The 14,518-nt window shown below is 47.2% G+C and carries 12 protein-coding genes and 1 other annotated feature; of the genes, 10 read left to right on the top strand and 2 right to left on the bottom strand.

The window, feature by feature from the left end; translation table 11 throughout:
* The first annotated feature begins 49 nt into the window (after positions 1-49).
* The 3 genes from ACDJ58_RS18835 (at position 50) to ACDJ58_RS18825 (ending at position 6,837) form a co-directional block, all read left to right on the top strand.
* The gene (locus tag ACDJ58_RS18835) at positions 50-766 is read left to right on the top strand and encodes a response regulator transcription factor (protein ID WP_017687664.1); all 717 of its coding nucleotides are present in this window, start codon (positions 50-52) and stop codon (positions 764-766) included.
* 55 nt (positions 767-821) lie between these two features.
* On the top strand, positions 822-2,219 hold the full coding sequence (locus ACDJ58_RS18830; protein WP_413379737.1) for an ATP-binding protein: 1,398 nt from the start codon (positions 822-824) through the stop codon (positions 2,217-2,219).
* A gap of 196 nt (positions 2,220-2,415) precedes the next feature.
* Entirely contained in the window at positions 2,416-6,837 is a 4,422-nt protein-coding gene (locus ACDJ58_RS18825) for a BclA C-terminal domain-containing protein (protein WP_413372371.1), read from the top strand.
* A gap of 103 nt (positions 6,838-6,940) precedes the next feature.
* Here the strand turns inward: ACDJ58_RS18825 and serA are convergent, their stop codons facing one another.
* Positions 6,941-8,536, bottom strand: a complete 1,596-nt coding sequence (serA, locus tag ACDJ58_RS18820; protein ID WP_413372370.1) for a phosphoglycerate dehydrogenase — start codon at positions 8,534-8,536, stop codon at positions 6,941-6,943.
* Between the two features lie 200 nt (positions 8,537-8,736).
* Positions 8,737-8,967: a binding site (T-box leader), on the bottom strand.
* A gap of 346 nt (positions 8,968-9,313) precedes the next feature.
* Between serA and ACDJ58_RS18815 the strand changes: the two genes are divergently transcribed.
* Genes ACDJ58_RS18815 through ACDJ58_RS18805 form a run of 3 tightly spaced genes read left to right on the top strand, consistent with a single transcriptional unit; the run spans position 9,314 to position 11,153 of the window.
* Positions 9,314-9,907, top strand: a complete 594-nt coding sequence (locus tag ACDJ58_RS18815; RefSeq protein ID WP_064636826.1) for a CPBP family intramembrane glutamic endopeptidase — start codon at positions 9,314-9,316, stop codon at positions 9,905-9,907.
* On the top strand, positions 9,904-10,356 hold the full coding sequence (locus ACDJ58_RS18810; RefSeq protein WP_413372369.1) for a hypothetical protein: 453 nt from the start codon (positions 9,904-9,906) through the stop codon (positions 10,354-10,356). The genes ACDJ58_RS18815 and ACDJ58_RS18810 overlap by 4 nt, the downstream gene beginning before the upstream one ends.
* On the top strand, positions 10,344-11,153 hold the full coding sequence (locus tag ACDJ58_RS18805) for a metallophosphoesterase (RefSeq protein ID WP_413372368.1): 810 nt from the start codon (positions 10,344-10,346) through the stop codon (positions 11,151-11,153). The genes ACDJ58_RS18810 and ACDJ58_RS18805 overlap by 13 nt, the downstream gene beginning before the upstream one ends.
* Before the next feature lie 122 nt (positions 11,154-11,275).
* On the opposite strand, the gene ACDJ58_RS18800 is transcribed toward ACDJ58_RS18805, so the two are convergent.
* Positions 11,276-12,211 carry a polysaccharide deacetylase family protein gene (locus ACDJ58_RS18800; protein WP_413372367.1) on the bottom strand — a complete coding sequence of 312 codons (936 nt, stop codon included), beginning with the start codon at positions 12,209-12,211 and terminating at the stop codon, positions 11,276-11,278.
* A gap of 94 nt (positions 12,212-12,305) precedes the next feature.
* Between ACDJ58_RS18800 and ACDJ58_RS18795 the strand changes: the two genes are divergently transcribed.
* The 4 genes from ACDJ58_RS18795 (at position 12,306) to ACDJ58_RS18780 (ending at position 14,490) form a co-directional block, all read left to right on the top strand.
* Complete coding sequence (locus ACDJ58_RS18795) at positions 12,306-12,662, top strand: hypothetical protein (protein WP_413372366.1); 357 nt, start codon at positions 12,306-12,308, stop codon at positions 12,660-12,662.
* A gap of 186 nt (positions 12,663-12,848) precedes the next feature.
* Positions 12,849-13,463 (top strand): genetic competence negative regulator, encoded by a 615-nt coding sequence (locus ACDJ58_RS18790; protein ID WP_413372365.1) that lies wholly within the window; start codon positions 12,849-12,851, stop codon positions 13,461-13,463.
* A gap of 43 nt (positions 13,464-13,506) precedes the next feature.
* Positions 13,507-14,202, top strand: coding sequence for a glutamic-type intramembrane protease PrsW (gene prsW / locus ACDJ58_RS18785; protein ID WP_413372364.1), 696 nt, complete (start codon positions 13,507-13,509; stop codon positions 14,200-14,202).
* 117 nt (positions 14,203-14,319) lie between these two features.
* On the top strand, positions 14,320-14,490 hold the full coding sequence (locus tag ACDJ58_RS18780; protein WP_167666101.1) for a hypothetical protein: 171 nt from the start codon (positions 14,320-14,322) through the stop codon (positions 14,488-14,490).
* The last annotated feature ends 28 nt before the right edge of the window (positions 14,491-14,518 follow it).

Genomic DNA, 14,518 nt, shown 5'->3' with positions numbered 1-14,518 from the left:
CGAACATAATAGAAGTGATGAGGAGTTATTGCAAAGGGGCTGGAGTGGAATGGCTGAACATGAGAACCGTATACTAGTCGTGGATGACGAGGAAAGAATCCGACGGCTTTTGAAAATGTATCTCGAAAAAGAAGGTTATGAAATCGATGAAGCAGAGGATGGGGAAACTGCGCTGCGAAAAGCAACTGCAGGTGACTATGGTCTGATTTTGCTTGATGTGATGTTGCCGGGCATGGACGGCGTTGAAGTATGTACCCGTTTGCGTCAGGTGAAATCAACTCCGGTTTTGATGCTTACTGCAAAAGGCGAAGAAATTAACCGCGTTCAGGGCTTTGAAGTTGGAGCAGATGACTATGTCGTTAAACCGTTCAGTCCACGTGAAGTGATTTACCGGGTGAAGGCGATTCTGCGCCGTTCTTCTGCGACAGCGTATCTGTCCAAGGAGAGTAATTCAAGCAACAATATCGTATTCCCTCATTTGGTCATCGAACATGATGCTCACCGTGTAACCGCAGGTGGGGAAGAAATCAGTTTAACACCGAAAGAATATGAACTGTTGCATTATCTCGCGACATCTCCAGATAAAGTTTTCTCAAGAGAAGAGCTGCTGAAGGATGTATGGAATTATGAATTCTTTGGTGATCTTCGTACTGTGGATACACATGTGAAGCGTCTTCGCGAGAAGTTAAACAAGGTTTCGCCAGAATCAGCGGCGATGATTACGACGGTGTGGGGTGTGGGTTATAAACTGGAAGTACCGAAGTAGTTTTAGTTTCTGGAGATCGCTGGTCGGGAAGTTATGGATTACGATTATTTGCCTTGTGGGCTGTGTACTCATAGCATTGGGTCTTTTTTTGCTGCCGTATATTGATACGAATTTTGCGGAGTCTGAGTCAAGAGATATCAAACGTTTGTTCACGTATGTTTGTATTATCGGATTCAGTTTGACGACCTTTTTTGCGCTGTTTCTTTTTACGAAAATTACGCAGCCGATGCAGCAGTTAATTCAGGCAGCCAATGCGATTCGGAAAGGAAACTACGGTACGCGTCTCTCCCTTGTAACGAGCGATGAGATTGGAGAATTAGGTAATACATTTAACCATATGGCTGCACAGCTGGAAGATAACATTCGCAACCTTAACCATGAGAAAGAACATTTGGCGAGCGTGCTCCGAAGCATGACTGATGCGGTAGTTACATTCGACGGTGAGGGGAAAGTTATTTTGACGAACCCCCCTGGAGAGAAAATCATGCAGGCTTGGTGTGATTTGGACTGGGCACAGATGGGCGAGGGACAGGATTCAGAGAGTTCAGTGAGTTCTTCACGAGATGTGCCGGAACCACTCGTTCCTTTGTTCAAAATGGTGATGGAGCAAGGCGGCGATCAGAACTCTAACGTGCATGTGCAGCAGGGAGTCTGGTCTGTTCAGATGGCGCCTTTATACGCAGATAGTGTCGTACGGGGTGCTGTAGCTGTGCTTCGTGACGTAACGGAGGAAGTACGACTGGAGAAGATGCGTCGTGATTTTGTCGCAAACGTCTCTCACGAAATACGTACTCCGCTATCCATGATGCAAGGGTATAGTGAAGCTCTTTTGGATGGGATGGCGGCTTCTCCAGAAGAAAGTGAAGAATTAATTCAAGTGATTCATGATGAGTCTTTGCGTATGGGCAGATTGGTTAAAGATCTGCTTGATCTTGCCCGAATGGAAGCGGGTCATACGGATATGGCTGTGAAGGAAGTGGACCTTGTTGAACTATTGGAACGAGTATACAGAAAGTTCTCGGTACGTTCCAAAGAACAGGGTATCCACCTTCGGTTTGAGTGCAGACAGACTTCGATTGAACTTCACCAGGCTGATGAGGACCGGCTTGAACAGGTATTTACAAATTTGCTGGATAATGCGTTTCGGCACACTCCATCAGGCAAAAATGTTGTCATATTGGCAGAGCTGTTAACCGATATCCGGACACCTGTAGCTAAAGTGACTGTAAAAGATGAGGGCGTAGGCATTCCGTCTTCTGATTTGCCTTTCATCTTTGAACGATTCTACAAAGCAGATAAGGCTCGCGTTAGGGGTGAAAGTGTCGGTACAGGACTTGGGCTCGCAATTGTAAAAAATATTGTTGATGCCCATCATGGTACCATTATCGTTAATAGTGTACTTGGCGAAGGTACAGAGTTTATTTTACAATTTCCTGTGGATTCTTCGAAATAGCCCGATTTCATACAAAAAGTGCGAAAGCACCCTCATGCTGAGGGTGCTTTTTTTGTTGAACAGTACCGTTTAATCTTGTTCAACGTGGAACAGTATGTTCACATTTTTTGCATCAAATAATGTGTCCAAGATAATTTTGCCTCTCATGAAACATAAGCTTGAAAAGCGAAGAGGTTAAAGGAGGAGTGGATTAGGCATGTCTGATGAAAGAAAACGGGTCAATATTAAGGCCTTTCTGGAAGGAAGATCTTTTCGAGCGGGATCACCGTTTATTCCAATAACATCAAGTGAAGTGGAGCAGTTTCAGTCTACTTTGAACTCTCTCGCAGTGACTATTCCCGCAGCAGTCAGCCAGCCTACTGCGGCCAATATTTTGGCTTTGCAAAACAGTTTACGGAATTTACTCCATTTCGTTAATACTTCCGGTTTCCGAGCTGGGGTGAAAGCAGAACTGCAAGGGGTTCTGGAGCTAACCATTGCCGGATCTGAGGTTGTGCCTACGGCCTTAATTAATTTGGCGGGAAATCTGCAAAACTTACTGGATGATTTGTTAAGTGTGACATTGCTTTTGGAGGTTCCACCACCAGAAAAAGATAAACTTATAGGGTTGATTCGATCCATATCCGTATCATTGAGTCGAGCTACAAGTTCGTTCGGTACATCGGGAACTCCAGGCCCTCCAGGCCCCCCGGGAGTACCAGGGGTTCCGGGTGTACCCGGAGTGCCAGGTCCAGCCGGGCCAGGAGGAGCAGTTGGGCCAGTAGGTCCAGTAGGTCCTCTAGGTCCAGTAGGTCCTCTAGGGCCTCTAGGGCCCCAAGGCGTACAAGGCCCGCAGGGGGTGCCGGGAGTTGGACTGAATGATATTTCCGTTTTTGATCCCACTCAGGCACCTAGCTATGTGCAAGGTCAAGTAGTTTCGTATAACGGCAGTCTTTATGTTGTTAATGTGAATGGAGCCACGGGTGTACCGGGGAGTTCTCCAGACTACACGTTGTTTTTGTCAGGCGGAACAACCGGAGTAACAGGGGCAGGTTTAACGGGCTCTGTTCCATTCGATCCGGCGCTTGCACCAGGTTATCCGGCAGGACAAATTATAACATTTGGCGGTAGTACCTACATTACTAATGTGGCATCGCCAACGGGAACACCTGGTAGTTCACCGGATTATACTTTGCTAGCAGCGGCCGGAGCCACCGGAATAGGTTTAAGTGGAATATTACCGTTTGATCCGACGGTAGCACCAACCTATCCAGCGGGTCAAGTTGTGACATTTGACGGTAGTACCTATATTACCAATGTAGCTTCACCCACTGGAACCCCAGGTACATCACCAGACTACACCTTGCTTGCTGGTGCAGGAGCTACCGGTGCAACCGGAGCAACAGGCGTGGGCTTGAATGGAGCAGTTCCATTTGACCCAGCAGTGGCCCCAACATACCCGGCCGGTCAAGTCGTAACTTTCGATGGCAGTACGTATATTACAAATGTGGCATCGCCAACGGGAACGCCGGGAACATCCCCGGATTATACATTGCTTGCAGGCGCAGGACCAACGGGACCTACGGGTGTAACGGGAGCGACTGGAGTAGGTTTGAGTGGGATCGTCCCATTCAATCCAGCGGTAGCACCAACGTATCCAGCGGGTCAAGTGGTGACGTTTGACGGCAGCACGTATATTGCGAATGTGGCATCACCAACGGGAACACCAGGTACTTCACCAGACTACACTTTGCTTGCGGGTGCAGGTGTTACAGGTGCAACCGGAGCAACAGGCGTGGGCTTGAATGGAGCAGTTCCGTTTGACCCAGCAGTAGCACCAACGTATCCGGCTGGTCAGGTCGTGACATTTAACGGAAGTACTTATATAACAAATGTGGCATCGCCAACGGGAACGCCGGGAACATCTCCGGATTATACATTGCTTGCAGGCGCAGGACCAACAGGGTCTACGGGTGTAACGGGAGCGACTGGAGTAGGTTTAAGTGGGATTGTACCATTCGATCCAGCGGTAGCACCAACGTATCCAGCGGGTCAAGTGGTGACGTTTGACGGCAGTACGTATATTGCGAATGTCGCATCACCAACGGGAACACCAGGCACATCCCCGGATTATACGTTGTTGGCAGGCGCGGGAGCCACGGGTGCAGGCCTGACGGGCGTCGTCCCATTCGATCCGGCAGTAGCCCCAACATACCCAGCGGGTCAAGTCGTTACGTTTGATGGCAGCACGTATATTGCAAATGTGGCATCACCAACAGGCACCCCAGGCACGTCACCGGATTACACGTTGTTGGCTGGCGCGGGAGCCACGGGAGCAACAGGCGCAGGCCTGAGTGGGATTGTACCGTTCGATCCAGCGGTAGCGCCAACGTATCCAGCGGGTCAAGTGGTGACGTTTGGAGGCAGTACGTATATAGCGAACGTGGCATCGCCAACAGGAACGCCGGGAACATCCCCGGATTACACATTATTGGCAGGTGCAGGAGCTACGGGAGCAACAGGAGAAACAGGAGCAACCGGAGTTGGTGTAACTGGAAGTACCGGAGCCACCGGAGATACAGGAGTTACCGGTGCCACGGGTGTCAGTGTAACGGGAAGTACCGGAGCGACAGGTGATACGGGTGTAACGGGAGTCACTGGGGTTACCGGCGATACAGGAGCTGCGGGAGTAACTGGAGCCACGGGTGTCAGTATAACGGGAAGTACCGGAGCGACAGGTGATACGGGTGTAACGGGAGTCACTGGGGTTACCGGCGATACAGGAGCTGCGGGAGTAACTGGAGCCACGGGTGTCAGTATAACGGGAAGTACCGGAGCGACAGGTGATACGGGTGTAACGGGAGTCACTGGGGTTACCGGCGATACAGGAGCTGCAGGAGTAACTGGAGCCACGGGTGTCAGTGTCACCGGTGCAACAGGAGAAACCGGAATAACAGGAGTGACGGGAGAGACAGGAATAACTGGGGCCACAGGGATCGGTGTTACAGGATCGACAGGGGCCACCGGAATAACGGGAGTCACCGGAGCGACGGGAATAACCGGGGTCACCGGGGTTACGGGATTAACGGGAGCCACAGGGATCGGTGTTACAGGATCGACAGGGGCCACCGGAATAACGGGATTCACCGGAGCGACAGGAATAACTGGGGCCACCGGGGTTACGGGATTAACTGGAGCCACAGGGATCGGTGTTACAGGATCGACAGGGGCCACCGGAATAACGGGATTCACCGGAGCGACGGGAATAACTGGGGCCACCGGGGTTACGGGATTAACGGGAGCCACAGGGATCGGTGTTACAGGATCGACAGGGGCCACCGGAATAACTGGAGTCACCGGAGCGACGGGAATAACCGGGGTCACCGGGGTTACGGGATTAACGGGAGCCACAGGGATCGGTGTTACAGGATCGACAGGGGCCACCGGAATAACGGGATTCACCGGAGCGACAGGAATAACTGGGGCCACCGGGGTTACGGGATTAACTGGAGCCACAGGGATCGGTGTTACAGGATCGACAGGGGCCACCGGAATAACGGGATTCACCGGAGCGACGGGAATAACTGGGGTCACCGGGGTTACGGGATTAACGGGAGCCACAGGGATCGGTGTTACAGGATCGACAGGGGCCACCGGAATAACTGGAGTCACCGGAGCGACGGGAATAACCGGGGTCACCGGGGTTACGGGATTAACTGGAGCCACAGGGATCGGTGTTACAGGATCGACAGGGGCCACCGGAATAACGGGATTCACCGGAGCGACGGGAATAACCGGAACAACCGGGGTTACGGGAGTAACTGGAGCAACAGGAATAACTGGGGCCACCGGTGTCACTGGAGTAACGGGTGAAACCGGAATCGGAGTCACTGGAACAACGGGAGCCACCGGAATAACGGGAGCAACGGGAATAACTGGAAGCACCGGGGTTACAGGAATAATAGGTGCAACAGGAGTCGGTGTCACTGGATCAACAGGAGCTACCGGAATAACGGGTGCAACGGGCGTAGCAATTGGAATCACCGGAGCCACGGGTGTGACGGGAATTACAGGGACTACGGGAGCAAGCGGAACAACTGGGGTTACCGGGGCAACAGGAGTTACTGGAGCAAGCGGGGCAACTGGAGTAACGGGTGCCACTGGGGTGAGCATTACAGGAGCAACAGGCGTGACAGGAGTCACCGGGGGTACAGGTGCAACGGGTGCAACAGGAACCTCTGTAACATCTAACTCGGCTTACGGTGAGAACACAAGTGGAACCATCGTTGTTATTTTGGGCGGAACACTAATTCCATTGCCAAATAACCAAAATATAGGCACAGGCATAACCATCAATGGAACGAATGACACCTTCACTCTAGCCAATGCAGGGCGTTACTATATCTCTTACAAAATAAATCTGACAGCCGCACTTGCTATTCAATCCCGTATTTTACTTAACGGAACAGCAATTCCGGCGAGTGTAGTTTCACCATTACTTTCCCTCAGTCAGTTGCAGTCTGACTTTATTGTGACGGTAACTGCTGGATCAACAATCCAGTTCCAATTATTTGGGCTTGTTGCTACAGCTGTCCTTTCTCCACCAGGCGCTACAATAAACATTATTCAATTAGCTTAATGCATGAATTACGCTATTAAAAAGGAATTTTGATTTTATAAAAAAAGAGACGAATCCGATAAGGGTTCGCCTCTTTTTATCTTATAAGTGATTAGTCCGTCAGTTAATTCAATACAATTTCAACGGCTGTATTTATTTCTTGAAGAGCTGCGAGTTGCACAAGCACATCTTTTGGAACTTCTTTGTCAACAGTCAGAATCATGATAGCTGCTCCACCAATGATTTTACGTCCAACCTGCATAGAGGCGATGTTAACTTCGTTCTCTCCAAGCAAAGTCCCAACACGTCCGATAATACCCGGTTTATCATTATGAGAAATCAGAACTTGGTGACTTTCTGGAGCAATATCCACTGGGAATTTGTCCAGACGCACGATCCGCTCTCCATAACCTGCAAGCAGTGTGCCCGCAACACGACGTTCCTCGGCATCCTGAGTCGTCACAAGTGTGACGGTAATCAGATTTGTAAATCCTTTAGTGGCCGATGTTTGGCTAACCACTACGTTGAGATCCCGCACTTTAGCCAAATGCATGGAGTTGACAATATTGGCTTCTCCGCCTAAATGTCTTGCCAGAATACCCTTTACAATGTAACGAGTCAAAGGAGAAGTATCCACTTCAGACAGATCTCCAGCGTAGTCGATCCGAATTTCCTGAACTGCATTTTGAGTAATCTGAGCTGCAAAGCTACCCAGTGTTTCACCCAGTTTAAAGTACGGCTGCAATTTGTTCATTACAGTTGGGGCTACTGCAGGCATGTTAACTGCGTTTTTGAACGGTTCATTGCGCAGAATATGCAGGACTTGCTCGGATACGTCGATCGCTACATTTTCTTGTGCTTCTACTGTGGATGCACCAAGATGAGGCGTTACAATAATGCTAGGATGATTCAGGAACGGGTGATCAGCAGCTGGTGGTTCGCTCTCGAATACGTCAAATGCTGCACCAGCAACGATACCTTCATCAATTGCTTCTACAAGTGCCATTTCGTCAACGACTCCACCGCGGGCACAGTTGATAATACGCATGCCTTTTTTCATCACTTCGAATTGTGGACGGGAAATCATATGGCGTGTCTCAGGTGTTAATGGTGTATGAACGGTCATGAAGTCGGCATTGCGAATGATGTCATCCACACTAGCCAGCTTAACTTGAAGTTTTTCTGCTCGATCTTGAGTGAGGAACGGGTCATAAGCTAGAATATCCATTCCGAATGCTTTGGCACGTTTAGCTACTTCGCTACCGATTCGTCCCATACCGAGCACACCCAGCGTTTTATTTCTTAACTCCACACCCAGGAAGGTTTTACGATCCCAAGTACCTTGAATCGTTTTGGCATATGCCTGAGGAATATGTCGTGCCAGTGCCATCATCATGGCAAATGTATGCTCACATGTCGTAATCGTGTTACCGTCAGGGGCGTTAATAACGATGATACCGCGTTGGGTAGCAGCTTCCAAATCAATGTTATCTACGCCTACGCCAGCACGTCCGATGACTTTAAGGTTTGTACCTGCCTTCATAATACGATCCGTTACACGAGTCTGACTTCGAACTAGAAGGGCATCATAATCGCCGATAATTGCAACAAGCTCATCTTCGCTAAGACCTGTTTTCTTCTCAACTACAACATCATTTGCATCCACCAGTTGCTGGATTCCCAGATCACTAATGGGGTCCGACACTAACACTTTGTACATGGTTTCTTCCTCCTTAGGTATGTGTATCTATATCGTCAAGGTCTCACCTCACGAAAGAGGCATTCCTTAAAACCGTTGAAACTCTTCCTCCCAACAACGCGGTGTCGCAGCAGAGGAGGAGGGTGTAACAAATAGGGCGATTCCCACGTTTGTACTCTAAAATAAATCAAAAAACTCTCAATCCACATACTGCTTGCGCAATAAGGGACGAGAGTTGTCGTGGTACCACCCTAATTCACCGCCGTTTCGCAACGACAGTCTTAGCGGTCAATGAAGACCGAAGAGGATAACGGGTCTAAACCGATTGCACCTACTCCAATTTCAATGCAATAACTCAGGAGCGCTCAAGATCATCTGCCTGCCACCGATTTACACCATCCATCGGCTCTCTGTAAGACAAAGCAACATCTTTTTTCCATCATCGTGTTTAACGTGACTAATTTTTTCATAATGTATCATGGCTGACATGAGCATGTCAATAGGCTTAAATGTTTTAATTCGATTTACTAATGTCATTTTCTTCAGTGGAGGAGAAGGCGTATAGATGTTAAGAATTGACTTCCTTGATCAATTAAAATAGCTCGATTACAAGCTGTTTTGTGAACTGGATTTTAACACATTAATGAACTAATTCATTGGATATGGCTTCGCTGAAAAACCGGGACTTGGGGCAGGCCTTGAACCTATTTGGTTTTTTGGCTATCATTTAGTATACTATCCGATTGGAGAACGAACTTGTTATCCATCAAATATAAGTCAAGAGGACAGACACAGGCGATGAAAAAATTAAAGTTTCCCAAGTTCAAGATTCAGAAGGCTGAACCACAGCAACTTACCGAGCGTTTGCTTCTGATCAATCTATACTTTACACAAGGGTTAACTTTGATCATTGGGGTTGTATGGATTTTATTGCAGAAGAGAAATCTTTTTGATGTGCTTGCGTGGCCTGACAGTTACCAGTTTATTTGGTGGGGGCTTGGTCTTGCTGGCATTATGCTTGTTATGGACTTGGTTCTTTCTTATGTTATTCCTCAAGAAAGCATGGACGATGGGGGAATTAACGAGATGCTGTTTCGCAAGCGTCCAATCTGGCACATTGTATGCATAGCAGCCATCGTTGCTGTTTGTGAAGAATTGTTATTTCGTGGAGCCATACAGCATGCGTTAGGTCCTTACTGGACAAGTATTTTATTTGCGGTCATCCATATACGCTATTTGCGGCACTGGATTCCGACTGGTTGGGTATTTGTTTCGAGCTATGGATTGGGTTGGATTTATATGCAATCCGGCACATTATGGGCGCCTATATTATGTCATTTTATTATTGATTTGGTGTCTGGATTAGCGATACGTTTTCGGAGGGGATCATGAATCAGCAATTAAGTAGAATGAAGACATACGGCAGTCAGCGCCATCGTCACTCGGATAAGACAGAGACATCTGAGCGTCCTGAAACTTCTCAAGTAAATCTGGTTGTTGAACCAGCTGCTGCCTCAGAGGTGGGAGGACTCACACCAATTACCTCTGTCTCCATACCAAGATCACAACGCAAGTCTTTTACATCATCGCTAGAAAGTCCGGTACTTCCCCGGCGGGCTCCAGCACGTGCCAATAAAGCAGAAAAGTCAGCCGAAGAATCCGTTTCCGAAGCGGGCACACTCCCTACGCGGACTGAGCTTCATCCTTCTCGCCGTTTACGTCTAAGTAAACGATTTGTTAATTCGCTCATTTTTATATTTGTTTTGCTCACAATCAGTCTGGTTTGGTGGGGAATAAAAGGAGCGCCTCCTCTGGATACTTTCCTTCCATGGCCATGGTAATACTGGCCTGGTTCGTTGCCGTTATTTTGGCCGGGATTGCCTTGCTGGTTCATATGTGGCGTGAGGCGCATCTCCATCACATTGTTTCAGAAGAGGTTGAAGTTCCGAATTTGCCCTCTTCTTTTGATGGCAGCAAAATCCTGTATTTATCTGATATCCATAAACGCAAGCTGAAAAAGAATGATCTGGAACATCTTCGAAATCAGGTGGACTGGGTTATCATTGGGGGAGATGTGGCGGAAAAAGGAATTTCATGGCCCATCGTCAGACATAATATGAGCTTATTATCGTATATTGCACCTACCTTTACGGTGTACGGTAACCATGATAAAAGAGCAGGGACTGTGCATCTCGAACGTATATTCCGAGATACGGGCGTTCAACTTTTACAGGATTCTACCGCCTACCTTCGTAAAGGCAAAAGCAAATTGTGTCTGGTCGGAGTTGATTATCGTTCACGGCGAGGGGATTCGCTGCTTGCAGAATTGAACACCAAAGATTGCAAGATTGCCATCGTGCACGATCCCTTAGAGGCTCTTCACTTGAATGAACCTGTTGATCTGATATTGAGTGGTCACACCCACGGTGGACAATTGGTATTTCCGGGCTTCGGCCCCGTCTTTCTTAACAAAGCGTACCGCTCCGTGTCTAGCGGGTGGTTCTCTCTGAAAAAGGATGGTAATGATACCGAGCAAGAAGGCAAAATGCTGGTTAGCAAAGGATACGGAACAAATCATTTGCCGTTCAGACTTTGTTGTCCCGCGGAAATGCATATCATCACTTTGCGAATGCTCTAAAACAAACAGCCTTGATCCTATTCGGATCAAGGCTGTTTGTTTTAACTTTGTGTGTTCTTTTATGTCAATTCCAACTCATCAATTATTGAGATTAAGCCGAATATCAGGAAAATAATGAAATTTCAACGTGCATCTAGTTCAATGGAGCGAGGGTCGACAAATGTGTAGCCTTTCTTTTCGAGTTTGGTTAATAACTCATCCAACGCTTCAACCGTCCATGGCAACTCATGCATCAAAATATTACTACCGGGATTTAATTGATCTAGCACATTCTGAATAACTTTATCCGGTTTGTTTTTGGTGCTCTTATCCCAATCCAGAGAGCCATTGGACCATGTCATATATAACATGCCGTTTTTCTTGACTGTGGCCTTTAGTGCATCATTTCCAGAACCGAACGGCGGGCGGAAGAACTGAGGTTCCACGCCAATCGTGTCTTTCACAATCTTTTGCACATCGGTTACCTGTTTGGCGGCTGCCGTGGTGGACATTTTTTTCAGATCTTCATGATCCCACGCATGATTTCCTACCACCTGACCACGTTCATGGATGATCTTGAGCAACTCGGGATGACTTTTCACGCGGTATCCGTTAACAAAAAAAATCGCTTTCGCGTCATGTTTGTCCAAGGTGTCGATTAATCCGTTAATCATTTTTTCTTCTTTGGGCCCATCATCAAATGTCAACAAAACAACATTGCTTTCGCTTGTTTTATCGTTGGGTTTGATGTAGTAATTGGCGTTCATATGATAAGTTTTTTCAATATTAACTTCGGCTGCTTGTGACCCGGAAGTGATATCAGTTTCTTCTTTTTCTGTCGAAGATGTTTCGTCATCACTTGGTGATTCTTGATCCGAATTCGAGTCCGTTGAGGATGGGGATTCCGTGGTTTGCTTTTCGCTTGTGCCAGTGGAAGTTGGCTCGTTCTGCTGCTCCTGCGTTGAAGTATCCGATTCATTGCTGGACTTCGTGGATTCAGGTGTTGTTTCGACCTTGGTTCCACAAGCTGACAACAGCATGCATGCGATCATAATTAAGGCGGTGGTGTGTCTAATCATGCTTTCAACTCGCTTTCCTGTATTTATGCGGAATGAGATGAGGCACTCCCGCAAACACTAGTTGTGATTTTAACATTAAAAGGAGGTTGGTGTAATGAAGGCGTCATCCTTTTTCTGGGGTGTTGTAATTGGCGTAGCAGCCAGTTCTTGGCTGTCCAAAGGTAAAATGTCAATGCTGTCTTCCGGTTCATCCCGCAACATGATGAATCAGGCCAAACACAAAATGATGGAGATGACGTTCCCAGGCATGGACGGATTCAGCTCCAAGCCAAACGAACAGAGCGGAGATTCCCACAAAAGCACGCATAAAAAAAATGCAAAGCCGATCACTCCGCAGGAAAAAGAAGAGAATATGAACATGCTCAAAGATTTTATTCGCACCAATCCGGATGTTAAACATGAAGTTGAGCAAATTTTAACTCAAACAAACACAACAGTACCGGGTTTATAAACACAAACTCCCCATTAGAATCATCCACAGTCCTGTTTGATGTGGAATGATTCTTTTTTTGTCGATTTTACTTCGTGCATTTGCAGGTATAAAATGATAACATAACTACATAGATTTATTTTCAGCACATATTGTTTTGTGCTTCATAATCTGTTATAAGACTTGCTTATAAAGGGGAGATCCTGTATGAAAATAGAACGATTAAGTCACGATAAGATACGGATTTTCCTGACCTTTGACGATCTGAGCGAGCGCGGAATACAAAAAGAAGATATGTGGCAGGAAATACCTAGAGTTCATGAACTGTTCACTGAAATGATGGACCAGGCCTATTCCGAACTTGGATTTGATGCTACAGGTCCACTTGCTGTCGAAGTATTCGCACTTCCCGCTCAAGGGATGGTTGTCATTGTCACCCGGGGGAAATATGATCCGCAACAATATGGTTCAGGTAATGAGGATGATCTGCCTGAAGAAGTATATGAGATGGAAGTTACACTTGAGCAAAGCGATTCCATTGTCTATGCATTCAAAGATTTTGAAGTGCTAATTGAGGCTGCACATATGTTGCGTCAGCACGTAACGGATGCTGGAAGACTCTATTCCTATAAAGACAAGTGGTTTTTGCATTTTGAACCGGATGACTTGGATTCCACCAAACATGCAGCATTGATTGCGTTGCTTGCTGAATTCGGTGAAGGATCTTCGGTTACCCCTGCCGTCATGGAAGAGTACGGAAAGGTTGTTATGCCTGAGCAAGCGGTTGAGGTTATTTGCACCCACTTCAAGCGTCAGGAGTAAGCTCTAGTTGTAATCGCGCCTTTAGTCAGAGGAGGGAATTTCGGTGCTTTTGTTTTCGGTTTTAGCGGCAGCAGTAGCTCCGGGTCTCGCCTTGTTAACATACTTTTATCTGAAAGACCGTTATGACTCTGAACCTCTTCACATGGTATTTCGAGTCTTCCTCATGGGGATTCTGATGGTATTGCCTGTGATGATTATTCAGCGTGGCATGATGATCTGGCTTGGAGATAATCCTTATGTTGAAGCCATCCTGATTTCAGGTGGGGTTGAAGAGTTCGTCAAATGGTTTGTGATATACCATATTATCTATAACCATACCGAATTTGACGAACCTTATGATGGGATTCTATACTCCGTTGCTGTTTCACTCGGATTTGCTACGGTTGAGAATGTGTTGTATGCCTTTGCGGGGAACGCTTCTGTCTCAGCTATGTTCATTCGTGCTTTGCTTCCTGTATCGGGTCACGCCATGTTTGCAGTAATTATGGGTTATTACATGGGGCGGGCCAAGTTCACAGATGGCAAGAAAAAACGTTGGTTTCTTACGCTTTCACTCGTTTTGCCGTTCTTCTGGCATGCACTTTACGATGTCATTATGAATACCATGGTGAATCATTGGTTATGGTTCATTGCGCCGTTAATGGCAGGATTATGGTACGGAGCGATGGGCAAGATTACAAGGGCCAACAATCGTTCTCCTTTTCGTTTTGTGAAGCGTGAGGAAGAGATTAAATTATAAAAATACGGACACACTGGTGGACATGGAGCGCGACCTGCGCCTGATGCCCCGGTGTGTTTTTTTTGTTGCAACAATAAAAATTCCCGGGGAAAGACAAATAGAAACGGGGAAAGCGTGATGAGAATCAAAATTAAAATCAGATGCAAACAATGTGGAGAACGTTTTACGCTGCGAGGCAAGAAGGAACGAGGGAGAATTGAGACTGGTTTTAAACAGTGTTTGTGTGATAACCGGGATCAGTTCGAAATTGAGGAAGATGGCGGCACAACCTGGGTGCAATTGAATTAAACAAGCGATTTGGACCATGCCTGATAAG

This window comes from Paenibacillus taichungensis, assembly GCF_047302525.1.
In the GTDB taxonomy this organism is placed as follows: Bacteria; Bacillota; Bacilli; order Paenibacillales; family Paenibacillaceae; genus Paenibacillus; species Paenibacillus taichungensis_B.
The sequence above is the reverse complement of the archived record's forward strand: the minus strand, read 5'-3'. Positions and strand labels throughout refer to the sequence as shown.